The organism is Rathayibacter sp. AY1E8, from assembly GCF_002931415.1.
Classification (GTDB): Bacteria; Actinomycetota; Actinomycetes; order Actinomycetales; family Microbacteriaceae; genus Rathayibacter.
This window is the reverse complement of record NZ_PSVI01000052.1, coordinates 1-23,173: the sequence shown is the minus strand read 5'-3', so window position 1 is coordinate 23,173 and position 23,173 is coordinate 1. Positions and strand designations below refer to the sequence as shown.

The window sequence follows — 23,173 nt, the reverse complement described above, 5'->3', positions numbered from 1 at the left end:
CGAGCCTCCTGCGCCCCGGGACCCCGGTGGTCTCCGTCTCGGGCGACGGAGGTTTCCTGTTCTCCGCGACGGAGATCGAGACGGCGACGCGGCTCGGCCTCTCGTTCACGCACGTGATCATGCGGGACGACACCTACGACATGGTCGGCTTCCAGCAGCTGCTGAAGTACGGCCGCAAGTCCGGGGTCCAGCTCGGCGACTACGACATCGAGAAGTTCGCCGCGGCGTTCGGCGCCACGGGCAGGCGGGTGAGCGGCCTCGCCGAGTTCGAGGAGGCGTTCCGGGCGTCCCTGGCCGAGCCGCGTCGCCGTCTCGATCTCCGTCGCGGAGAACAGGAAACCTCCGTCGCCCGAGACGGAGACCACCGGGGTCCCGGGGCGCAGGAGGCTCGCCGCCATGCCCCACGGGAAGGAGACGCCGAGGGTCTGCTGCCCGTTCGAGAAGAGCAGGTGCTTGGGCTCGTACACGCGGAAGTGCCGGGCCATGAAGATGTAGTTCGAGCCGATGTCGCAGGCCACGGTGGCGTCGTCCGAGAGCAGGTCGCGCATCAGGAGCACGAGGCGGGCGGGATCGACGGTCCCGTGAGCCGCCTCGGCCGTCCGCGCCGCGTCGTCGATCCGCTCCAGCTCGCTCCGGTGCCGGGCGACCCGGTCGGCCGCGTCCTCGTCGAGCTGCAGGCCGGAGACGAGGGGCGTGAGTGCCGCGACCGTCTGCGCGAGATCGCCCTTCAGCTCCAGCGCCGGCAGGTAGTGGTTGTCCAGCGGGGCGTCGACGGAGTCAATGTGGACGATCCGGCGGTCGACGTCGCTGTTCCAGATCACCGGGTCGTACTCGACGGCGTCGTAGCCGATCGCGACGACGAGATCGGACTCGGCGAGGGCGAGGTCGGCGGGCTGGTTCTTGAACAGGCCGACGCGGCCGAGGTAGTGGTCCTCGAGCTCGCGGGAGACGAGGCCGGCCGCCTGGAACGTCTCGATCACCGGCAGCTCCGTCTCGCTGATCAGGACCCGCAGTGCCGCCACGGTCGCCGGCTCCGACGCGCGGAGTCCCACGAGGAGGACGGGCCGCTCCGCGGTGTTGATCAGGTCGGCGGCGTGGGTGAGGTCCTCGGCGCGCGCCGGACCGCTCGTCGGCCCCGTGGCCGCCCGGGTGATGACCTGCGAGGTCGGCGCGGCCATCACGCTGGCCGACAGGACGACCGCCGCGGCGCCTCGGGGCTCGGTGACGGCGGCGCGGAAGGCGTTGCTGACCGCCTCCGAGACGTCGTCCGGATCCGTCGACTCGACCGTGTACTTCGTCACGGTGGTGAGGAAGGCGGCCGCGTCCATCGACTGGTGCGTGCGCTTGAGACGGTCGGAGAGCTGCACGGCCCCGGCGAGCGCGACGACCGGGTCCTGCTCCGTGTTGGCCGTGAGCAGGCCGGTGGCGAGGTTGGTCGTGCCGGGGCCGGAGGTCACGAGGACGACCCCCGGGCTGCCCGTCAGCCGTCCCACCGCGGCGGCCATGAAGGCGGCGTTCTGCTCGTGCCGGCAGACGATCAGCTCCGGCCCCTCGTCGGCGAGGACGTCGAAGACCGCATCGATCTTCGCTCCCGGGATCCCGAAGACGTACTTCACGCCGTTGGCGGTCAGGGTCTCGATCACCCGCCGTGCACTGCGCGTCTCGACGTTCGGCTGCTCCATGGTCCGCTCCGCTCTCTCCTCGGTTGTACCGACGAGCGTAGGAACGGGGGCACCCGGAGCGACCCGGTCAGATGACTCGTTCCCACCGGTGCATCTCCGGCGGCGTACCGATCGCAGTGACGGAGCGCTCGGCCGGGACACGCTCGGCTCCCCCGCCGACGGTCTGCTCCGAGAGTCGTCCGACGCTCGCCGCGACGTCCCCGGTCGTGATGGACTTGCCCGCATGATGATCTCTCCGCGCGAGTCCGCGCACGACACGAAGGCAGGCGTCTGATGGCCGAGGAGCGCGCGATCCTCGCGGGCGGATGCTTCTGGGGGCTCCAGGAGCTCATCCGCGACATGCCGGGCGTCTTCAGCACCCGCGCCGGGTACGCGGGCGGCAGCACGCCGAACGCGACCTACCGCCACCACGGCGACCACGCGGAGGCGGTCGAGATCGAGTTCGATCCCGAGCAGCTCTCCTACCGCGACCTGCTCGAGTTCTTCTTCCAGGTGCACGACCCGACGACGAAGAACCGTCAGGGCAACGACATCGGCACGGCCTACCGCTCCGTGATCCTCTTCCTGTCGCCCGAGCAGGAGAGGGTCGCGCGTCAGACGATCACCGAGATCGACGCGTCGGGCCGCTGGCCCGGACCGGTCGTCACCGAGGTCGAGCCCGCGGGAGAGTTCTGGGACGCCGAGGAGGAGCACCAGGACTACCTGCGCAAGCACCCCGGCGGCTACACCTGCCACTGGATCCGGCCGAAGTGGGCGCTCGACGCCTGATCCCGGTCACGCGGGACGCGGGGCCCCGGGCTCCGCTCCCGCGGGCACGGCTCGCGCGCGGTGCGCGAAGAGAAGCACGACGGCGACCGCCGAGAGCACCAGGGCCGGCGTCGGGGCCCAGGCCGGAGCGCGCGTCACGGTCGCCGCTCCGACGACGGCCCCGCCCGCGAGGCTCGCGACGATGAGCGCCTGGAGGGTCCTCGACCCGGACGAGCGCTCGGCGAGCTCCTGCATCAGGCTCGTGAGCGTGCCCGTGACGAACGTGGTCGTCAGGCCGGCGGCGCCGGAGACCCGCTTCGCGAGCACGGTCTGCAGCCCCAGCGCCGCCGCGCTGGTCGCGATGAACGCGCAGTCCACGAGCAGCGGTGTGCCGCCCTGCACCGTCGGCCAGGCGACCGCGACGGCGAGCTGCAGGACGACCCCCACGAGCGCGATCGAGCGGAGCGGACGTCTCCCGTCGCCGGTCGACGGCGTGCGCGCCCGGGTCGTGCGGAACCCGGCGTAGACCGCTCCGGCGAAGAAGACGATTGCCGTGACCGCTCCGGCCGCGGTCGTCAGCCAGGCGGAGCGGGGGTACAGCCCCAGCAGCACCAGGTTGCCCGTCATGTTCGCGGTGAAGATACCGCCGAGCAGGAGGAACGCGAACGCGTCGGTCGCGCCCGAGGCGATCGCCAGCAGCACCAGGGCGAGCCTGAGGCGCGCGGGCCCGGTCACCGCCGTCACGCGAGGCCCTCAGCCATGGAGCTGCCGCCAGGTGACGATCTGCTCTCCGCGGAGCTCGTAGCTCCCGAAGCAGCGGAGCCAGTGGCCCTCCCCCGTGTCCGAGCGGAGGTGCAGGGCGTGCTCGGTGAGGACGACGCTTCCTGCCACGGCGATCGTGACGAGGGCGATCCGGATCTCGGTGAACGCCCGATGGACCTCGTCGCACATCTCGAGGACCCGCGCCCGCCCCGCGATCTCCTGCGAACTCGACGCGCTGTAGACGACCTCCGGATGCAGGAACGGGACGAGCTGGCGGCTGTCGCGAGCGCTCCACACCTCGAGGAAGTCGCGCACGACCAGCTCGTTCTCGATCATCGCGACGCCCCGCACCGACGCGTCCTGCCAGCTCTCGGCCATGGGTCCTCCCGCCGTCCCCGCACCGACACTCGTCGATGGCGACGAGCCTGCCCGAGAGAGCCCCGGGCGCCTACGCGTCGGATGACCCGATCTCCCCGGCGGCGGGCTCACCGCGCGTGCGCCGTCGCCAGCTCGCCCCAGTGCGTCGTCGCCCGGAGCGAGAGGGCGTCGCGCTTCATCGTCCACACCGGCCCCGTGCGGATGCCTGCCAGCCCGAGGCCGACCGCGGACCGCCCGTGGCGCTTCGTCACGGCGTCGATGGTGGCGCCGAGGCCCTTCGTGTCGAAGGCGGTGTCGAAGATCTCGAGCAGCGCGTGGGAGTTCCGCGGCGACAGGTTCGTGAGGATGACGCCGGCCCGCACGTAGCGCGCGCCCTCCCGCAGCCGCGGGCGCAGGGTGCCGATCGCGGCCCTCACCATCGCCACCGGGTCGTCCGTGGGAACGGGGAAGCCGGCCAGGCCGCCGGCGGACTCGTACGGCGCGTCCGCGAACGGCGATGTCGACGCGAACACGCTCATCGTCCTGGTGACCGACTCCTGCGCGCGGAGGCGGTGGGCGGCGCGCTGCGCGTAGACGGAGAGCACCTGCTCCATGTCGCTGATCGTCGTCACGGGAGTGGCGAACGACCGGGAGAAGATCAGCTGGTCGCGGACGGTGCGGGCGGCCTCGAGGGGGATGCAGTCGACGCCGCGCAGCTCGTAGACGGAGCGCTGCAGGACGACCGAGAACTTCTTGCGGATCAGCGCGGGGTCCGCGTCGCGGAGGTCGCGGACGGTGTGGATGGACAGCTCCGCGAGGCGCTTCCCTGTGCGGCCGGCGACTCCCCACAGCTCGGTGACGTGCTGCGAGGCCATGAGCGCGTCGAGCTGCTCGGGCGTGTACCAGTCGGTGTCGCAGACGCCCCCCAGGCGCGGGTGCTTCTTCGCTCCGCCCTTGTTGACGAACTTCGCGAGAGTCTTGCTCGGCCCGAATCCGACGCAGACGGGCAGGCCGACGTTCTTCGCGACGGCCGCCCGCATCGCCCGGCCGATCTTCGCCCGCTCCGCCACGTCGCCGTCGACGCCGAGGAAGGACTCGTCGATCGAGTACACCTCCTGCCAGGCGGAGTAGCGGCCCAGCAGCTCCATCACGCGCGCGGACAGCTCGCCGTACAGCTCGTAGTTGCTCGATCGGGCGATCACCTCCGGGAGGCGACCGGAGCGGATGAGCGGCTCGATCTGGAACCAGGGCGTGCCGTTCTCGATCCCGAGCTGCTTCACCTCGTCGGAGCGCGCGACCACGCAGCCGTCGTTGTTCGAGAGGACGACGACGGGCCGGCCGGCGAGCTTGGGGTCGAACAGCCGCTCGCAGGAGACGTAGAACGAGTTCACGTCGACCAGGGCGATGCGCCGCTCAGAGCGCACGGTGCAGCCGGTGGAGGCAGACGGTGACGACGCCCCACACCTGGAGGTCGCTCAGCTCGGCGACGTGGATCGGCGGGTACTCCGGGTTCTCGGCCCGCAGCACCACTCCCCCGGGGTGCAGCTCGAGGCGCTTGACGGTCAGCTCGCCGTCGAGGATCGCGATGACCACGCTCCCGTGCGTCGGCGTGATCGACCGGTCGACCACGAGTTCGTCGCCGTCGCTGATGCCCGCGCCGACCATGCTCTCGCCCGAGACGCGGACGATGAACGTCGACGTCCTGTCGCGGATCAGGTGGTCGTTGAGGTCGAGGGACCCGTCGAAGTAGTCCTGCGCCGGCGACGGGAATCCGGCCGCCACCGCCTCGCTGGTGACGAGGAACATGACGGCGACGGCGTCCGAGGCCGGGGTCGCGATGCGCTCCACGACGGTCACGCCCATGGTCGGCCCCCTCCTCGTCTCATCGAACGTGTGTTCGAACGCGTCCGAGTGTAGGTCGGGGGCACCGACATTCGGGAGGCGCTCGGCGCCGTCCTGGACCGCCGGCGCGGAGGATCACCGGCGACGCCGCTGGGAGCACGGAGGAGTGGCGCGTCGGCCGACGCGAGTCCAGCCTCCCTGGAGCCTTCTCCGGCACGATCCGACCTCATCCCCTCGGAAGGAGCTCCTCTCATGCGCGCATCCCGTCCTCTTCCCGGCGACCCCTGGCCGTCGGAGATGGTCATCACGGTCGAGGACAACCCCGCGGCGCTGCTCGAGCTCCTCTGGATCCGCGAAGCGTGGGGCTTCACTCCGGCGGGCGACGGGCCGCCGCCGCTCGAGCGGTCCCCGGAACGGGTCGGGTCGGCGGAGCCCGGCGCCGACGAGCAGCGCGCCTGGCCTCAGCTGTGGCAGGACTGCGTCGAGCATCTGGCGGTCGAGACCGGCCCGCTCCTCCGACGGCTCTCCAGCACCGCCGACGGATCGCCCGAGCGCGCACGCCTCCTCGACCTCGCGCGCGGCCCCGGCTGGCGGGAGCGCTTCGGCGACGACTCCCTCGGAGCGCCTTTCCGCGCCTGGCACGACGAGCTGCGGTCCACCCGGATGGACGCGCGGGACGTCCCGCTGGACGCCGCCCCCGAGCGGCGCTGCCTCGGCTCCCTCGTCCCCGCCTGGAAGGCCGGACTGAGGACGGTGGTCACCCTCCCCTGCCGCGGCGAGTACACGCGCGCCGTCTCCGGCTCGGTGCTGCTCCTGACCGACAGCGACCACCGGGACCCGGACCGCTACGCGGCCGCGCTCCGCCGGTTCGCCGACGGCTCTCGGGAGTGACGGGGCACGGATCTCCGGATCGGATGAACGCTCGCGCGCTCCGGACGGTATCCCCTTCCGAGCCGCCGATCTCCGGCGACCGCAAGTCTCGAGGAGTGCACGATGACCAGGAACATCAGAGTCGGTATCGCAGCTGTCGCCGTCGCGGGCGTGATGGCGGTGGCACCCGTGCTCGCCGGTGCGAGCAGCGTCGCTCCCGCCGCGGCGACCAGCGACTCCAGCAGCGCGTCGGACAGGAACCTGATCAACGCGGTCCGCTCCGTGGCGGCGAAGCTGCGGGTCGTCGGACTCTCCGACGGCGGCACGAAGCTCGTGCAGTTCAACCCGACGAAGCCCGGCAAGGTCACGAACCGCGTCGCCGTCACCGGCCTCACCGGCGGCGACACCGCGCTCGTCGGCATCGACTACCGGGTCCAGGACGGCGCCCTCTACGGCGTCGGCGACAACGCGGCGAGCGCCGGCGTCTACTCCATCAACCCGTCCACCGGCGTGGCCACTCAGGTGACCCGTCTCACCGTGGCGCTGAGCGGCACCTCCTTCGGCGTCGACTTCAACCCCGCCGCCAACGCGCTGCGCGTGGTCAGCGACACGGGCCAGAACCTCCGTCAGCCGTTCGCCACCGCGGGCGCCGCGACGGTCGCCGACGGCACGCTCAGCTACGCCGCGCCCGCCGTGGCCACCGGTGTCGCCGGGGCCGCGTACACGAACAACGACCTCGACGCGAACAGCGCGACCACCCTGTTCGTCCTCGACACGGCCCTCGACCAGATCGCCATCCAGTCCCCGGCCAACGCCGGCACCCTGGCGCCGACCGGGAAGCTCGGCCTCGACGCAGCGGGTGCGACCGGCTTCGACATCTACTCCGTCCTCCGCAACGGCAGCTCCATCGGCTCGGTCGGCCTCGCCGCCGTCAACGGGTCGCTCTACGAGATCGGACTGCTGAACGGCACGGCGACTCCGCTCGGCGCCATCGGCGCGAACGTCACGGACATCGCCGTCCCGCTCGTCCAGCGCTGACCCGAAAGGCTCCCGGCGACCGCGCCCCTGCCGACCGACGCTCCCGGTGAGCGCCGGTCGGCAGGACGCCGGTCGGCAGGACGCTCCGGCGGGCCGCCAGGGCCGAGAGCCCTCGTCGGAAAGTTCACTCAGCTATGCATCACCGTTCACCCACCGACGGGGCGATCCGGAGTGAGATGAGCGTGCCCCTTTCCGGGGTCTCACCTCTCAAGGAGTCCACGACGTGACACGACTGTTCCGCTCCGCGAACCGCGGACGCTCCGCTCTGGCCCTCTCGGCCGCTGCTCTGGTCTGCGCCGCCGCACTGGCCGCACCCGGCGCCGCCACTGCTGTCGGTGCCGCCGACCTCTCCGCCACCGGCGGAGCCGCCCGCATCTCCCCGGTCGACGCCGACCTCTCCGACTCGCTGCGCGCAGCGGTGAAGGAGCAGGACGCGAAGAACGTCATCCTCCTCATCGGGGACGGCATGGGCGATTCGGAGATCACCGTCGCCCGCAACTACCAGTACGGAGCGGCCGGCCGCTTCCCCGGGATCGACGCCCTGCCGATCACCGGCCAGTACACGACCTACTCGCTCTACCGCGCGGACGACCCGGCGACGGGCGCCGTCAAGGGCGCCCCGGACTACGTGCCCGACTCCGCCGCCACCGGCAGCGCCTGGGCCACCGGCACCAAGACCTACGACAACGCCATCTCGGTCGACATCGACCAGCAGCGCAAGGACACCCTCCTCGAGATCGCGAAGGCGAACGGCCTGAAGACCGGCAACGTCACCACCGCCGAGATCCAGGACGCCACCCCGGCCGTGCAGGCCGCCCACGTCGACGCCCGCAGCTGCTACGGACCCGACAGCGCGAGCTGCGGCGACGACGCGCTGGAGAACGGCGGACTCGGCTCGATCAGCGAGCAGATCCTCGACACCCGCGCCGACCTGACCCTCGGCGGAGGGTCGGCCAGCTTCGCGCAGGTCGCCCGCGCCGGCGACTGGAGCGGCGAGCCGCTGTTCCAGCAGGCCGCGGAGCGCGGCTTCCAGGTGCTCGGGGACGCCACGACTCCCGCCACCGCCGCGCAGCTCGATGCGCTGACCGTCGCCGACCAGGACGCGCCCGTGCTCGGACTGTTCAACTCCGGCAACCTGCCCGTCCGCTACGCGCCCACCCCGGCGACGGTCGGCGGAGCGGACGCCGCCCCGCAGACCTGCGTCGCGAACCCCGACCGTCCGGCCGAGCAGCCGACGCTCCGCTCCATGACCGAGAAGGCGATCGACCTCCTCGACACGGGCGACAAGGGCTTCTTCCTCCAGGTCGAGGGCGCGAGCATCGACAAGCAGGACCACGCCGCGAACGCGTGCGGCCAGATCGGCGAGACCGTCGACCTCGACGAGGCCGTCCAGGCCGCGCTCGCGTTCGCCGAGGCGGACGGGAACACCCTCGTCATCGTCACCGCCGACCACGCCCACTCCAGCCAGATCGTCGACTCCACCCCGCCGACCTCGCTCAGCACCGCGCTGAAGACCGCCGACGGCAGCACCATGAAGGTGTCGTACGGCACGGCCGCCGAGGGCGGATCGCAGCAGCACACCGGAACGCAGCTGCGCATCGCCGCCTACGGGCCGGGCGCGGCGAACGTCGCCGGGCTCACCGACCAGACCGACACGTTCTTCACCATCACGAACGCGCTCGGAGTGGACCGCGACATCCGCTCGATGAGCTTCGGAGCCACCGCCGAGCTCTCCGGCTCGTCGTTCGCCCCCGGAGCCGACGTCACCCTCACCGCGAAGGGCTTCAACGGGGACACGCAGCTGATCGGCTCCGCGCCCCTGTTCACGGACCGCACCGCGACCCGCGACCTCGCCGGTGGCGGCCTCACCGTCACGGCGAAGGCGCCCACCACGCCCGGCGACTACAGCGTCACGGTGACCGGCGACCAGACCGGCAAGGCGATCACCCTGCCGTTCACCGTCACCGAGCGCCCGAAGTCGAGCACCCCCATCACCGACAAGGTCAAGGACATCGGCGGGAAGCTGATCGACAGGATCCGCCAGCACTGAGCACTCGTCGGCCCGGCTCCTCTGGAGGAGCGCGGGCCGGCGGAGTCGCAGGAAGGGCCGTCCCTCGGGGCGGCCCTTCCTCGCGTCCGGGGGGATCGGCACGACCGAGCGGGCCGGGTGAGCCCGCCGTTCGATCAGGACGCGTCGGCTCCCGGCGACTCGCGACGCGGCACGGCCCCCGCGCGATGCACGATCGAGCGGATCAGCGCCTCGAGCAGGAGCGCCGCCCCGGCGAGGGCCACCGAGGCGGCGACCACCGACTCCGTCCAGGGCGTGGTGTCGTACGACTGGTAGTCGACGAGCGCGGGAGCGATCGCGAACGTCGCGACGAGGTAGCCGGGCAGCGTCGATCCGATCAGGAGGACGAAGGACGCGGCGCGGAGGGGCGACGTCCTCGCCACGAGGACCGCGAGGACGAGCAGGCCGGCGGGTGCGGCCAGACCCAGCAGGACCGCCGGGAGCATCGCCTGCAGGATCGTCGGTGCTCCGAGGATCCCGGACAGGACCGCGTGCAGGCCGAGGCAGCCGAACGACGCGGCGACCACGATCCGCATCACCGCGACCGGGCGCGGACGTCCCGGACCGACCGCGGCGAGGACGGCGAGAGCGACGAGGAGGTGCCCGATCCCGAGCAGCTGCGCTGCCGATCCGACGTTCTCCCACGGATCGGCGGGCCACGAGTAGTCGTACCGGTGGTCCTCGATCGCCTGCTCGCCCAGGATCGGCCCGGCGACGGCCCAGCGCTGGACGGCTGCGAGCTGCTGCAGCCCGGCCGAGGCGAGCATCAGAGCGCCGGCCGCGAGGATCCGGCTCGAGCTGCGCTCTCGGGCTCCGGGACGTCCTGACTCCGCTGCTGTCATGCGGCCACGGTAGGGGCCGGGGCGTCCGGCACGGGTGGCCGGGAGGAGAACGTCTCGCCGCGATCGGTCCGCGCGAGACGCCTGCGCGCGATCCGTCGGGACCGGCCCCGGCACCGGTGGGGGATGCTCCGCGGGGGACGAGACGAGGCCACCGCGTCCTCCGCGCACCGGCCCCTGCCCTGTTGCGGACATGTCCGCTAGAGGCTGTTGTCGGCGGTGGGACCGGGTGCCACTGTTCGGAGACGGCCGCCCACGGTCGACCCGATCGAAGGCTCCAGCATGCGCTCTCCCTCCGCCTCCCGCCCGACCGACCCGGACGCCGGCACGGCCCGCTCGACCCCTGAGCGGAGGACGAGGCCTCGGCCGGCGCTCGGCCTGCTCGCGCTGACGGCGACCGTCGCGCTCCTCCTCGGGACCACGGCTCCCCTGTCCGCGGTCGCCGCGGCTCCCGCTGCGACCGGTGTCGTCGGCTGGGGTGACGACTCCAGCGGGCAGGTCACTGCGCCGGCTGGGCTCACCGACGCGACGGCGATCGCCGCGGGCGGCTCCCACAGCCTCGCCCTGCGCAGCGACGGCACCGTCGCCGCCTGGGGCGAGGACAGCAGCGGGCAGGCCACCGTGCCGACCGGTCTGGACGACGTCGTCGCCGTCGACGCCGGCGTGAACCACAGCCTCGCCCTGCGGAGGGACGGGACCGTCACCGCCTGGGGCGACGACGGCGACGGGCAGGCCACGGTGCCGGACGGGCTCGCCGGCGTCACCGCCATCGCCGCCGGCGGCTACCACAACCTCGCCCTGCACGGCGACGGGACCGTCACCGCCTGGGGATACGACTTCTACGGCCAGGCGACCGTGCCGGACGGGCTCAGCGGAGTCGTCGCCATCGCCGCCGGCCGATTCCACGACCTCGCGCTGCACCGCGACGGCACCGTCACCGCATGGGGATACGACGCCTTCGGGCAGACCGACGTGCCCGCGGGGCTCACCGGCGTCACCGCCGTCGCCGCCGGAGCCTCCCACAGCCTCGCGCTGCGCTCGGACGGGACCGTCGTCGCCTGGGGCAGCGACAGCGACGGCCAGTCCGACGTCCCCGACGGCCTCGCGGACGTCACCGCCGTCGCCGCCGGCGGGTACCACAGCCTCGCTGTGCGCCGCGACGGCACCGTCACCGCCTGGGGCTACGACGGCTTCGGCGAGGCTTCCGTGCCGGCGGGACTCACCGGCGCCACCGCCGTGTCCGGCGGCAGCTTCCACAGCCTCGCCCTCGGCGCTCGGCCCGTCTTCACGGCCGACGCCCCTCCGGCGACGGCGCCTCTCGGAACGCCCTTCTCCTACACCTTCGCCACCGGCGGCGCGTCGACGATCGAGCTCGCCTCCGGGTCCCTCCCGGCCGGCCTGACCCTCACCTCCGCGGGCGTCCTCTCCGGCACCCCGACCGTCGAGGGAGCGTCCTCCTTCAGTGTGTCCGCCCGCACCACCTTCGGCACCACCACCGGCGCGCCCCACACCCTCACCGTCGGACCGGCGGCGACCGCTCCGACCCTCTCGGGGACGGCCGCGGCCGGCGTGGTCGGCTCCGCCTACGACTTCACGTACACGGCGACCGGATCCCCGGCGCCGGTCGTCACCGTCGCGTCGGGCACTCTGCCTCCCGGGCTCGCCCTCGACGGCTCAGGCCGCCTCACCGGCACCCCGACCACCGCGGGGACGTACGGCTTCACCCTCCGCGCGGTGAACCCGGCGGGCACCGTCGAGGCGGCGAGCACGCTGACCGTCTCTCCGCAGAAGGCGACCACGAGGGCCGACCTGCGCGTCGACGTCTCCGCTCCGACCACCGCGGTGAAGGGGAGGACGTTCACGTACACGCTCATCACGAAGAACGCCGGACCCTCCACGTCGGCGTCCGTCTTCTCGAAGGTGGTCCTCCCCCCGACCGTGCAGTTCGTCTCCGCCACGGGCTCGTACAGCCGCATCGGGAGCATCGTGATCTTCCCGCGCTCGAGTCTCGCGAACGGGCGGACCGTCACCGAGAGGATCACCGTCACGGCCACCGGCACCGGCACCGCGACCGCCTTCGCCGCCGCGTTCTCGGTCAGGACGCCGGACCCGTCGATCCGCAGCAACACCGACACCGCCGCGACGACCGTCCGCTGACGGCGGGCGCAGGAGGACGGCGGGCGGGCCTCCGGGATCGCCCGCCGTCTCGATCCGCGAGGTACGGATGCACCCGGAATCCCCGTTGATCGGCGCCCGACCCGCGGAGGGGCGCGCGGCTAGAGCACGTCCGCGATCGCGGCGAACGTCCGGTCCGGGTCCTCGAGCTGCATGTCGTGGTGCACGCCCGAGAGCCGGCGCACCTGCCAGCCCCGCTGCTCGAGCCGCGCGGCCAGGGCGTCCGGCAGCACCGCCGGCGACTGGTCGGAGAGCACGATCGTCGACGGGACCGCCGGCGCCTCGACCGGGACCGGGTGGAAGGCGACGTCCCGGAACACGCCGACGGCCATCCGCGCGTCGAACCTCTTCTTCGCGTCATCGAGCAGCGCGCGGATCTCCGGGCTGTAGGCGGCGCGGACCGCGGCGCTCGCCCGCGCCTGCCCGAGCTGGGCGACGCCGAGCGACAGCAGCGGTGCCGCCCAGAACAGCCGTCCGCGCAGGCCGCTCGTGGGGAGCGACAGGGCGAACCCGGGATCGAGGTAGACGGCCCGGCCGGGCGCGAGTCCGGCGACGGCACGCTGCAGCACCGCGCCGCCGAGCGAGTGGCCGACCACGCTGTCGAGTCCCGCCGGCAGCGACTCGACCAGATCGGCGGCCATGTCGTCGATCCGGTAGGACTCCGCCCGGGCGCTCGCGCCGTGTCCGCGCAGATCGACGGCCGTGACCGTGTAGCGGCCGGTCGCGACGAGCCGCTCGACGAACGGCCCCCAGGTCGCCGCCGACGCACCGAGCCCGTGCACCAGCCCGACGTGTCGCGATCCGGACCCGGTGGTGATCGTCTGCAGGAGCATCCCCTGATCCTGCCCGAGACAGTGCCCGAGGCCGAGGTGCCGGGTGGATGCACCCATGAGGCCGACCGATCTTCGTCCGATCATCACTCCGATGCCGTATCGCGACCGGAGAGCGCACGAAGAGCCTTGAATCCGATCTCTGCACCGGCGGGTGATATCGGCGCGGCGGAATTCGAGGATCCATTCCCGTCGGTTCTCGCCGGATGCTCCACGAGAAGTGTCGTGGATCGACTGTCGGCCGCTCGACGCGCTTCTGACATACTCCTGAGCACTCCCCACAAGACGCGCTCGGCGCGAGTGCTTTCACTGCGCCATCACTCATCGAGAATCCGGAAGAACACGAGAATGCCCCACGAGACGCCCGCCGGCTGGTATCCCGCTCCCCACGCGAACAATGAGCAGCGTTACTGGGACGGTCAGCGCTGGCACGACGACGCGCCGCCGCCGCCTCCCGCACAGCCCGGCGGCTACGGCTCCTTCCAGCAGACCCAGCCGACCGCCGCTTCCTGGGGTGCCTCCGCTGCCCCGAAGCCGAAGGGCCCCGCAGCTTTCGCCATCCTCGCGCTGGTCCTCGGGATCCTCGCTTTCCTGACGGGTCTGGTCCCCGGCCTCGGTCTCGTCCTCGCCATCGCAGCGGTCGCTCTCGCCGTTCTCGCTCTGCTGAGGAAGCAGCCGAAGGGCCTGGCTGTCACCGGACTCGCACTGGGAGCCGTCGCCCTGATCAGCGGCATCTTCGCCACCACTCTCTCGCTCGTCCCCTCCGACACGCGGTCGTCGGAGACGGCGGCGGTCGAGCCGGCCGACCCCGCTCCGGCCGCAGCCGCGCCTGAATCGGAGGCCGCGGAAGCGCCTGCCGAGCAGGCCGAAGCGCCCGCCGAGGACGCTGTGGAGCCGGAGCCGGCACCGGAGCAGACCGAGGCGGCCGCGCCGACCGCGGACGGTTCCGCGCAGCAGCCGCTCCCCCAGCCCTACGTCGCCGAGGGACTGTTCGGAGGAGACAAGTACAGCCTCACCGCGAAGGTGGTGGACGCGAACGCCGGCGCTCTCGTGACGGAGGGCAACATGTTCAATGACGAGGCGCCCGCAGGGTTCAAGTACGTCGTCGTCGAGCTGACGATGACGGGCATCGACCCCGACGGCGTCGAGCCCTCTCTCGCCAGCTTCGATCTCTCGCTGGCGACGCCCGAGGGCAATCGCTACGACAACGAGTACGTGATCCTCGGCGACTCGATGCCGTCGATGTCGGACGGGCCGACCCTGTACCCGGGCACGAGCTTCACCGGATACACCGCTTACGTCGTTCCCGAGAGCGCTCAGAGCTTCCTTCTGCACGACAACGGGAACTACATCGCTCTCTGAGCCGATCAGGCGGACAAGGGCTGAGTACTTCCCGCCGAGGCGGTCTGCGCTTCTCGCAGGCCGCCTCGGCGTCTTTCCTCCTGAGTAGTTCTGCTCCTTGGAGACATTCCTCCCGCTCGAGGCGATCGCGCTCGTCCCGCGTCGCTCGATCGAACTGCACGAGCATGCATTCCAGTCGACGTGCGAGGACTCATCGCCGGCCTCGCACCACCTTTCGAGAACGCGCCGATCCTCCTCCGGAATGCCCACCGGACAGGGGCCTCCGCAGGGGGTCCGCTCGGGTGCGGTCCGGACCTACGCTCGCCCCATGCACCTCCGCACGGTCGCGATCAGGCCCGGCACCGCCGCCCTCGCGCCGGTCGGCGCGCCCCCACGGACCGCGCTGGACGACGTGCTCGCCCACCTCGTCGCGGCGCTCGCGATCGGATCCGGCCTGCTGCTGGTGCCGACGGGCGTCGGCGGAGTGCCGCTGCTCGCCACCGGAGCGACCGGAGCGAGCGCCTTCGAGGCCTGGACGCTGATCCGCACCACCGTGGCGCTGCAGGTCGGCATCGCCGTGCTCGCGATCGGTCTCGGCGCCGTGGCGCGGACGCGCGGACCCGCGGGGACCCGAGCGGAGCGCTGGTGCGTGGTCGCCGCGGTGAGCGCCGCGATCGGCGTGGTGCTGCTGGTCGTGCCGCCGGTCTGAGGACCCCGGGGAGCGTCGCCCACCAGTCTGTCCGGGTCGCCGCGCGCGCCCGTGACCGGACCGTCACTTCGCGCCGAGCGGCGTGATCGGATCGTTACAGGATCCGGCACCGGCTGAGGTTCCGCATAGGACACACTCAGCGACAGGGGGCGAGCGTCCCCCGCTCATGGGGAAGCCGACCGCGATCAGCGGCTCGGAGGAAGCAGGAATCGTGCGCTCTGCGCGACGACGCCACGGCGTCACCGTCATCACCACTGCGGCACTGCTGGGGGCGCTCGCGTTCCCGTCCGTCGCTCTGGCCACCGAGGTCGTCCCGGACGCCGCCTCGAGTCCTGCACCGGCCGAGCCGGCTCCCACCGCGGAGCCGACCGCGACTCCGGAGCCCACGGCGACGCCGCAGCCGGCCTCGATTCCGGCGCCCACTCCGGCTGCGACCATCGCGCCCGTCGAGAGCGCGCAGTCGCCCCTGGCGATCGCCCTCGACCGCACCACCTACGAAGCGGGCTCGGCGTTCTCCGCGATCCCGTCGGCGGAGGGCTGGGCCGGCGGCCTGGACGTGTCCGGGACCGGTTTCCAGCCCGGCACCGTCGCCGTCGTCGTGCTCCGCGACGGCGACTCGGAGGAGGCCGTCACCACCAGCGTGATCACCGCCTCCGGCGAGCTCCGCCTCCGGGACTGGCTCCCCACCGACGCGGACGGCGTCGCGGTGGACCCCCATCTCCCGCTCCCCGGCGAGACGATCTCCGTCATCGCGGAGGGACTCGACGCCTCGGGCGCCCGTGTCGCCTCCGATGCCGTCGAGCTGACCGTGACGCAGCCCGACACGAGCGTCGTCTTCCAGAACCGGGAGGACGGCGGGGTGCTCCCGGCCGGTGCGGACATCCAGGTCGGAGAGTTCCGGATCTACGGCGTCGTCGCCTCGTTCCGCGGATTCGACCGCGGCGAGGACGTGTCCGTCACGCTCACCGCGCCCGACGGCAGCACCTCCGCCCTCGTGCCCCCCACGCCGACCCCGCTCTCGGGCGAGGCCTTCGTCCTGCTCGACGCCGACACCATGGCGGACCAGCTGGGCACCTTCTCCGTCACCGCCACGGGAGAGACCAGCGGACGCTCCGTGACGTCGTCGCTCGAGCAGGTCCCCTCGCGCACCGCGATCCGGATCTGGCCCCAGGGGGCTCCGCCGGAGCCCGCCCCGGCGGACGGACAGCCCACCAGCGGTGGCGCTCTCCTCGGCTTCGGCGCGGACGAGACCGTCTCGATCGGCGTCTTCTCGACCTCGGGTGCGCGCCAGACGCTCACGGGCGGCGGCTCGAGCCTCGAGGTCGGCGTCGACGCGCTGGGCTGGAGCCTGATCTCCCTCGGCCAGTACCCGCTGCAGGACCCGGCGAGCGAGATCTACTGCGTCATCGCCCGCGGCACGTCGAGCGGTCTCGTGGCGAGCACCTCCTACGACTACACCCTGACGGAGGAGGACCCGATCGCCGGAGAGGCCGACTGCTCCGCCGCGGTCGCCGCCGTCACGGCGCACCCTGCCGGCGCCGGGCCCGCAGTGCACCCGGCCGGCTCCGGACCCGCGGCGCAGACGGGCGGCCACCGCCCCGTCCTCGCCTCGACCGGCGTCTCGACGACCGCGCCGCTCGCCCTGGCCGCCTTCGGCGTCCTCGGCGGTCTCGCCCTGACGGTGCTCCGCCGCCGCCGCGCGTAGACGGCCGCGCACCGCGCACGACGAAGGCGCCCGGGCACACCGCCCGGGCGCCTTCGTCGTCGCGAGACCTGTCGGGTCAGTCGGACGGCACCGCGCAGGTCTCCTCCGCCGCGGTCTGGCCCGGAGCGTCGACGGCGACGGGAGCGGGATCCGTCGGAGCCGCGCCGCCCTCCGCGGGCGCCTCCGCCGCGGGCGCCTCCTCCGCCGGAGCGTCAGAGGCGAGGGTCACCGGCTGGTCGTTCAGGACGCGGTTCATCAGCTCGGCCCCGACCTCGGCGTTCGGCACGACCTTGCCCGGGTAGTCCGGGTCGTCGAGCGCCGGGTACTGCACGAACACCATCTTCGAGAGGTCGACGTCCTTCAGCGCGAGGGCGAGCGAGATCATCGTCGCCGGGCTCGTGAGCGACGTCGACAGGTGCACGTTCGACGAGGTCGCCTGCGCGAGGCCGTAGAGGGCGGGGATGTTCGAGAGGGTGTCGGCCGAGCGGACGGTGCGCATCAGGGAGGCCAGGTACTGCTGCTGCGACGAGATGCGGCTGAGGTCGCTCTGGTCGCCGACGCCGTGGCGGCTGCGGAGGAACGAGAGGGCCATCGACCCGGAGACGGTGGAGGTGCCGGCGGGCAGGTCCAGGCCCGAGTCGGTGTCGAGGATCGGACCGGTGAGGCAGATCGGGACGCCGCCGACGGCGTTGCTCATCTCGATGACGCCGTTGAAGGACACCCAGCCGGCGTAGGGCACCGTCAGGCCGGTGAACTGCTGCAGGGTGTCGTTGACGCAGGCGAGCCCGCCGTACTGGAACGCGGCGTTGAGCGGGACGCCGGCGGCCGCCTCGGTGACGACGCCCGTCTCGGGGTCGGTGCACGCGGGACGGTCCAGGATCAGGTCGCGCGGGAAGCTGATCACCGTCGCGCTGCGGTGGTCGGCCGAGACGTGGAGCAGGATGTTGACGTCGTTGAGCGTGTCGTCGCGGACGCCGAAGGAGTCGCCCTGCGTGGCGTCGTTGTCGGTGCCGACCACCAGGACGTCGAAGCCGCCCTCGACCGCGCCCATCTGCACGTTCCCAGCGGTGGGAGGAGCGACGCCCAGGTCGACCGCGTTGTCGGCGACGTTCCGGCTGATGCTCACCGTCGCGATCGCCACGAGCGAGGTGGCGCTGACAGCGAGGACGCCGACCACCGCCGCGATCCCGACCACCACTGTCCGCACCCCGGACCGCCGCCGGAGCCGCCCGTGCCGCACCGCGCGCTCGTGAACCCTCATGCGCTCCCACCCCTCGCCCCGCCCGCCCGTTCGCGGACGCAGTCGCTCGCCAGTGTAGGCAGGCCCCCTCCGATGCTGCGCGGAACGGCCCTGCTACCGTCGTGCGCGCATCGAGGAGCGGAGGAGGAGCCGTGGAACACCGAGTCGTCGATCCCGTCACGCAGATCGAGTGGATCGTCCCGCCGTTCGCGACGGAGGAGGACACCCTCGCCCGCGCGCGGGCCGATCGGGAGGGGCGGCTCGCCGACCTCCGCCTGTACCCGGACCACGGCGCGGAGTATCCTCTCTGGGCGCTCGACGGCCCGGTCGACGACCCGGGCGCGATCGGCGTCCCGGAGGCCCTGCACGGACCGCTGCTCCGCTGGCAGGAGCTCTGGGCGTCCGGATGCGACGTGTTCGAGGGCTGGAGGAGCGCCGAGTCGGAGGAGCGCTGGCTCGCCCTCGGCCGGGAGCTGCACACCGAGCTCGAGGCCGCCCTCTGGCTGACGACCCGGGTGCTCGCCTGCTTCTGAGGACTGCTGCTCGGACATCCGCGGGAAAGCCGGCGCAACCCGTCCCCGGACCGGCCCCCGCGTGCCTACCCTGGACGGTGCGCTCTCCTCGTCTTCTGCAGCAGGTCGTCGGCAAGCTCGGCGGGCAGCGGCCCGCGGCCCCGGTGAGCCGTCGAGCGCAGCGGGCGCTCCTCGCCGAGCAGACGGTCCGCGGGGTGCTCGAGCTGGCCGTGCGGCTGGGCGAGACGCTGCTCTCGCTGGGGTCCGCGGCCGCCGAGGTGACCGAGACGATCCAGCGGGTGTGCCGCGCGTACGGCATCGAGTGCCAGGTCGACCTCACCTTCACGTCGATCCTGGTCGTGCACGACGGAGGCGACGACTCCCCCAGCGTGAGCGTGCTGCGCGTCGTCCCCTCCCGCAGCGCCGACTACGAGCGGCTCGCCCGCGTGACGGCGCTCGTCACCGCCATCACCGAGGGCTCGCCGGAGGTGCGCGTCGCCGACGCCGTCGACTCCGCCGAGGTCCGCGAGGAGGCCCGCCACCAGTTCGAGGCCGCGCACGACCGGCTCGACGCGATCCTCGTCCAGCCTCACCGCTACCGCCGCGGAGTCGTCACCCTCACGCTCGCGCTGATGGCCGCGGGCGTCGCGCTCCTGCTCGGGGGCGGCCCGCTCGTCGTGCTCCTCGCCGCCGCGACGGCCGCCGCGATCGACCTGGTCAACCAGCTGCTCGCCCGCTGGGGCCTGCCCGCCTTCTTCCAGCAGATCGCGGGCGCCGCGCTGGCGACCGGAGTGGCGGTGGTGCTGCTCGCGGTCGTGCCGCGGCTGCCCGTGGAGCTGGCGGTTCTGCCGCCCGCGCTCGTCGTCGCGTCGGGGGTGGTCGTGCTCCTCGCCGGGCTCTCGTTCGTGGGAGCGGCGGACGACGCGATCAACGGGTTCCCGATCACCGCGGGCGGCCGACTGCTCGAGGTCGGGCTGCTGACGCTGGGCATCGTCGTCGGCATCGCCGTGGTGCTCGACGGCGCGCGCTCGCTCGGGGTCGAGCTGGTGCTGGTCGACTCCTACGCCCGCCCCTGGCCGGCGGCCGTGCAGGTGCTCGGCGCCGGGGTCGCGGCGGGCGCCTGGGCGCTCTCGTCGCACACCCCGCCGCGGCCCGCGCTCATCGCCGCCCTCACCGGCGCCGGTGCGTTCCTCGTCTCCGACTCGCTGACCACCTCGGGCTTCGCGCCGCTCATGGCCAACGCCCTCCCGGCGCTGGCGATCGGCCTGCTCGGCGAGATGCTGGCCGAGCGGATGCGGGTGCCCGCCGTGGTGACGACCGCGTGCGCGATCGTCCCCCTCCTGCCCGGCCTCACCCTCTACCGCGGCGTCCTCGGCCTCACCTCGAACGCCGGCCCGAGCGCCGGGATCGAGCTCCTGCTCCAGGCGGGCATGATCGCGCTGGGCCTCGCCGGCGGAGTCACGCTCGGCCGGATCGCCTACCGCCGCCTGCGCACCCCGATCGTGCGCGCGGTGGCGCCGGTCCGCGCCCGGACCCGCCGGGACCGCGGGATCGAGCAGGCCCTCGCCGCCGACGTCCTCTATCCCGACGGCGCCGAGGCCGGGCAGGCGGACACCGCGCAGGTCGTCACGGCGCCGAGCAGCGGATCCCTCACGGCGTCCGACCCGTCGGCGCCGGCCACGGTCGACCCCGCGCCGCTGCCCGATGAGCCGGCGCCGGCCGCCGAGGAGCCGTTCACCCGCACCGGGATCGTCCCGATCGTCAGCACGATCGGCGTGACGGAGCCGGTGCCGATCGTCACCGAGGAGGATCCGGCCGACCGGGGCTGACGACAGGGCCTGCTCCCGCGGTCGGCTCCTCGCCGCAGAGGGAGGCGCCGCGCCGGTCAGTCCGCGTGGCCCCGCACGACCGCGGTCCGGCGGGTGTCGATCACGATCACCGAGCCGAGCACGATCAGGGCGAGCGACACCGAGGCGAGCGTGTCGGTCAGCCAGTGGTAGCCGAGGTAGAGCCGGGCGACGATCTGGCCGGCGATCATCCCGAGCGAGAGCGCGAAGCCCCCGATCATCCAGCTCCGGGAGGAGCGGCGGGAGGCGAGGAGGAACGTGGTGATCAGGAAGAAGTCGCTCACGCCGGTGACGTGGCCGGAGGGGAACGAGAAGGTCCCGTCGGGCCCGAGCAGCATGTACTCGACCGGCGGGCGCATCCGCATCACGAGGTGCGCGGCCAGCTGCACGCTGAGCATCCCGACGAGCATGCCGCCGGCCAGGAGGATCGGCCGCCAGAGGTGCCGCGCGAGGACGAACCAGAGCACGAGCACCGCCAGGATGATGACCGGCAGGTAGACCGGCCCGAAGACGGTGGCGAGCGCGTCCATCACGACCGTGCCCTCGGCGGAGCGCTTCTCGCGGAACCACTCGGCGACGACCGGATCGAGGACGGTGAGGCCGGTGCCGCTCGCGACCTGCGCGGTGAAGGCCGCGAAGAGGACGACGCCGACGCCGATGAGGCCGAAGCCGGCCCGGTCGAGGCCGCGGCGCGCCTCCGGGGCCATCACGCGCTCCTCGACGAGGAACCGCTGGTGGAAGCGGGCGCGGCGCGAGAGGGCGGGGGCGGTCATCCGCTCACCCTAGGGCTGCGGAGGCGCCGCCGACCGGGCCGATCGCTCAGCGTCCTGCCGCGTAGTGCGTCTGGATCTGCTCCGGCGTGAGGACCGTCGAGTACACCGCGGCGTAGCGCAGGCTGCCGCCGAAGTACGAGGAGCCGACGTTCGGCCACTGGCCGCCGAGGCTGTCGTACCCGATCTTCCAGGTGCCCGTCGTGTTCTCGGCCGTCCGGTAGGTGCTGTTGGAGGCGACCTTCACGCCGTCGACCCAGAGCGCGATGCCCGCCGTCGGCGAGAGCGTGGAGACGACGTGGTGCCAGAGCCCGTCGTTGACGGCTCGGGTGCTCGTGATGGTCTGCGCGGCGCCGTTGTAGACGCCGAAGACGAGCTTGCCGTCGGCACCGATGTAGGTGTGGCGGTCGTACTGGCCGCCGGGAGCGGTGGCTCCCGCGCTGAAGCTGAAGAGCTTGCCGCCGGCGTTCGTGGTCTTGAACCAGATCTCGGTGCTGAAGGTGCCGGGGTTCCTGATCTCCAGCGGCGTGCTCAGGTACTGGTTGGTGCCGTTCGGCGTCCAGGAGCCGCCCGCGTCGCGCGGGCAGGCCTTGGGCGTCGCGGCGGAGCTGGCCATCGCGGTCGGGAAGAGGCTGGTGGAGCGGTAGGTGCCCGGGTACTGGCCGGAGTCCGTGTCGGGCGCGGTCGTCGATCCGCTCGGCTGCGCGAGCGTGTAGGAGAAGAGCGCGGCCCCGCGGTCGGCGGCGAGGGCGCCGTCGCAGGTGAAGAACGCGGCGGCGCTGCCGACCGTGTTGGTCGAGTTCAGGATCGAGGCGGTGTACGCGCCGGAGGTGGCCGGGGCGGTGAGCAGCACGGCGGCCAGGGCGGCGGCGGCGAGGGCGGCGACGACAGACCTCGGGCGGGCGAGGAGGGTGCGCAGCCGCGCGGCCGGTGAGGCGGCGGAGAGGCGGTGCCGGCTCATGCCGTCTCCTCCTCGCGGGCGGCGCGGCGGCCGCGCTCGGCGGTCCGCTCCGGCTCCCCGGGGAGGCCGACGAAGACCGTGTAGAGCACCGGGATCGCGCAGAGCAGGACGAAGAGGACCCAGCCCCAGAACGGCAGGTGCAGAGCGGAGGAGAGGGCGTAGGCGTCTCCGTCGTGCGCCGGGATCTGCAGGCGGCCGACCTGTCCGGAGACCAGGTCCACGGGGTCGGCGCCCTCGGCGCTCACGCGGATGGGGAGGACGCCCGTCGAGACGAGCGTGGCGTTCGTCGTGCCGCTGTCGACCGTGGCCTCGAGGACGACGATGCCGACGAGCGGGCGGAGCACGAAGACGGTGACGGACGCGACGAGCGAGAGGCCGAGGATCCGCATCGACGCCCGCTGGGTGGGCGAGGCGATGAAGCGGGTGAGCAGCTGCACGAGGACGGCGCCGATGATCAGCAGCGGCAGGCCGCGCACGAGCCAGCCGAGCACCGGCAGCGCCGTGGTGACGACTCCGATGAGCTGGTCCTGGCCGGTGGCCCACGGATCGACGGCGCCGTTGATGTCGCCCTGGGTGCGGAGCGTGCCGTCGTCCGCGATCTCGACGACTCGGTGGGTGTAGGTCTCGTCGGGCGTGGTGGTGGGGTGGAAGCTGACCGCGTCGCCGACCCGGACGTCCTCGAGGGCCGTCGGCTCGGTGAGGACGAGGGTGCCGACCGGGGCGGCCGTGCCCATGGAGGGCGTCTGCACGATGAACCAGCGTCCGCCGGACGCGTGGAACAGGAGCGCCGCAGCGACCGGGCTCCCGCGCCGGGGCGCGTCGGATCGAGAGGGTCGGTTCGTCTCCGCGCGCGTTCGGCGGAGGGGACGCGGCTGGGT

The 23,173-nt window shown here is 72.9% G+C and carries 20 protein-coding genes and 2 pseudogenes; 11 read left to right on the top strand and 11 right to left on the bottom strand.

Annotated elements, in window-relative coordinates:
* Positions 1-26: 26 nt before the first annotated feature.
* Positions 27-239: pseudogene (locus C5C74_RS17895) on the top strand (thiamine pyrophosphate-dependent enzyme); the annotation flags it as partial.
* Between the two features lie 114 nt (positions 240-353).
* On the opposite strand, the pseudogene alsS reads toward C5C74_RS17895, so the two are convergent.
* Positions 354-1,682 (bottom strand): annotated as a pseudogene (gene alsS / locus C5C74_RS13760) (acetolactate synthase AlsS); the annotation flags it as partial.
* Between the two features lie 273 nt (positions 1,683-1,955).
* Here alsS and msrA point away from each other — a divergent pair.
* Complete coding sequence (gene msrA / locus C5C74_RS13755; RefSeq protein WP_104351732.1) at positions 1,956-2,450, top strand: peptide-methionine (S)-S-oxide reductase MsrA; 495 nt, start codon at positions 1,956-1,958, stop codon at positions 2,448-2,450.
* 6 nt (positions 2,451-2,456) lie between these two features.
* Here msrA and C5C74_RS13750 read toward each other — a convergent pair whose 3' ends face one another.
* The 4 genes from C5C74_RS13750 to C5C74_RS13735 form a co-directional block, all read right to left on the bottom strand.
* Entirely contained in the window at positions 2,457-3,164 is a 708-nt protein-coding gene (locus C5C74_RS13750; protein WP_181134712.1) for a YoaK family protein, read from the bottom strand.
* An 18-nt stretch (positions 3,165-3,182) separates the two neighbouring features.
* On the bottom strand, positions 3,183-3,569 hold the full coding sequence (locus C5C74_RS13745) for a nuclear transport factor 2 family protein (RefSeq protein ID WP_104262240.1): 387 nt from the start codon (positions 3,567-3,569) through the stop codon (positions 3,183-3,185).
* Positions 3,570-3,676: 107 nt separating this feature from the next.
* On the bottom strand, positions 3,677-4,972 hold the full coding sequence (locus C5C74_RS13740; protein ID WP_104351730.1) for a Y-family DNA polymerase: 1,296 nt from the start codon (positions 4,970-4,972) through the stop codon (positions 3,677-3,679).
* Positions 4,962-5,354, bottom strand: coding sequence for a LexA family transcriptional regulator (locus C5C74_RS13735; RefSeq protein WP_244230689.1), 393 nt, complete (start codon positions 5,352-5,354; stop codon positions 4,962-4,964). The genes C5C74_RS13740 and C5C74_RS13735 overlap by 11 nt, the downstream gene beginning before the upstream one ends.
* 288 nt (positions 5,355-5,642) lie before the next feature.
* On the opposite strand from C5C74_RS13735, the gene C5C74_RS13730 reads away from it, so the two are divergent.
* From C5C74_RS13730 to phoA, 3 genes are all read left to right on the top strand, one after another.
* On the top strand, positions 5,643-6,281 hold the full coding sequence (locus tag C5C74_RS13730) for a hypothetical protein (RefSeq protein ID WP_104309630.1): 639 nt from the start codon (positions 5,643-5,645) through the stop codon (positions 6,279-6,281).
* Between the two features lie 102 nt (positions 6,282-6,383).
* Positions 6,384-7,298 (top strand): DUF4394 domain-containing protein, encoded by a 915-nt coding sequence (locus C5C74_RS13725; protein ID WP_219812287.1) that lies wholly within the window; start codon positions 6,384-6,386, stop codon positions 7,296-7,298.
* Positions 7,299-7,521: 223 nt separating this feature from the next.
* Positions 7,522-9,348, top strand: coding sequence for an alkaline phosphatase (gene phoA, locus C5C74_RS13720; protein ID WP_258064178.1), 1,827 nt, complete (start codon positions 7,522-7,524; stop codon positions 9,346-9,348).
* Positions 9,349-9,482: 134 nt separating this feature from the next.
* On the opposite strand, the gene C5C74_RS13715 is transcribed toward phoA, so the two are convergent.
* Positions 9,483-10,208, bottom strand: coding sequence for a hypothetical protein (locus C5C74_RS13715; RefSeq protein WP_146083084.1), 726 nt, complete (start codon positions 10,206-10,208; stop codon positions 9,483-9,485).
* A 279-nt stretch (positions 10,209-10,487) separates the two neighbouring features.
* Between C5C74_RS13715 and C5C74_RS13710 the strand changes: the two genes are divergently transcribed.
* Positions 10,488-12,362, top strand: a complete 1,875-nt coding sequence (locus C5C74_RS13710; protein ID WP_104351728.1) for a DUF11 domain-containing protein — start codon at positions 10,488-10,490, stop codon at positions 12,360-12,362.
* A gap of 119 nt (positions 12,363-12,481) precedes the next feature.
* On the opposite strand, the gene C5C74_RS13705 is transcribed toward C5C74_RS13710, so the two are convergent.
* Positions 12,482-13,213 carry an alpha/beta fold hydrolase gene (locus C5C74_RS13705; protein ID WP_104351727.1) on the bottom strand — a complete coding sequence of 244 codons (732 nt, stop codon included), beginning with the start codon at positions 13,211-13,213 and terminating at the stop codon, positions 12,482-12,484.
* A gap of 345 nt (positions 13,214-13,558) precedes the next feature.
* Here C5C74_RS13705 and C5C74_RS13700 point away from each other — a divergent pair, with 345 nt between their 5' ends.
* From C5C74_RS13700 to C5C74_RS13690, 3 genes are all read left to right on the top strand, one after another.
* Positions 13,559-14,572, top strand: coding sequence for a DUF2510 domain-containing protein (locus C5C74_RS13700; RefSeq protein WP_104295704.1), 1,014 nt, complete (start codon positions 13,559-13,561; stop codon positions 14,570-14,572).
* Positions 14,573-14,879: 307 nt separating this feature from the next.
* On the top strand, positions 14,880-15,260 hold the full coding sequence (locus C5C74_RS13695; RefSeq protein ID WP_104351726.1) for a hypothetical protein: 381 nt from the start codon (positions 14,880-14,882) through the stop codon (positions 15,258-15,260).
* A gap of 211 nt (positions 15,261-15,471) precedes the next feature.
* Entirely contained in the window at positions 15,472-16,965 is a 1,494-nt protein-coding gene (locus C5C74_RS13690) for a hypothetical protein (protein ID WP_146083083.1), read from the top strand.
* A gap of 76 nt (positions 16,966-17,041) precedes the next feature.
* Here C5C74_RS13690 and C5C74_RS13685 read toward each other — a convergent pair whose 3' ends face one another.
* Complete coding sequence (locus C5C74_RS13685; protein ID WP_146083082.1) at positions 17,042-18,226, bottom strand: LCP family protein; 1,185 nt, start codon at positions 18,224-18,226, stop codon at positions 17,042-17,044.
* 131 nt (positions 18,227-18,357) lie between these two features.
* On the opposite strand from C5C74_RS13685, the gene C5C74_RS17530 reads away from it, so the two are divergent.
* Both C5C74_RS17530 and C5C74_RS13680 read left to right on the top strand, forming a co-directional pair.
* Complete coding sequence (locus C5C74_RS17530; protein WP_181134711.1) at positions 18,358-18,738, top strand: hypothetical protein; 381 nt, start codon at positions 18,358-18,360, stop codon at positions 18,736-18,738.
* Between the two features lie 77 nt (positions 18,739-18,815).
* Entirely contained in the window at positions 18,816-20,546 is a 1,731-nt protein-coding gene (locus tag C5C74_RS13680; RefSeq protein WP_181134710.1) for a threonine/serine exporter ThrE family protein, read from the top strand.
* A gap of 56 nt (positions 20,547-20,602) precedes the next feature.
* Here the strand turns inward: C5C74_RS13680 and C5C74_RS13675 are convergent, their stop codons facing one another.
* From C5C74_RS13675 to C5C74_RS13665, 3 genes are read right to left on the bottom strand one after another with little or no spacing between them, the layout of a single operon-like run.
* On the bottom strand, positions 20,603-21,337 hold the full coding sequence (locus tag C5C74_RS13675; protein ID WP_104234004.1) for a phosphatase PAP2 family protein: 735 nt from the start codon (positions 21,335-21,337) through the stop codon (positions 20,603-20,605).
* 46 nt (positions 21,338-21,383) lie between these two features.
* On the bottom strand, positions 21,384-22,295 hold the full coding sequence (locus C5C74_RS13670) for a LamG domain-containing protein (protein ID WP_104351722.1): 912 nt from the start codon (positions 22,293-22,295) through the stop codon (positions 21,384-21,386).
* Positions 22,292-23,044, bottom strand: coding sequence for a S26 family signal peptidase (locus tag C5C74_RS13665; RefSeq protein WP_146083081.1), 753 nt, complete (start codon positions 23,042-23,044; stop codon positions 22,292-22,294). The genes C5C74_RS13670 and C5C74_RS13665 overlap by 4 nt, the downstream gene beginning before the upstream one ends.
* Positions 23,045-23,173: the final 129 nt, after the last annotated feature.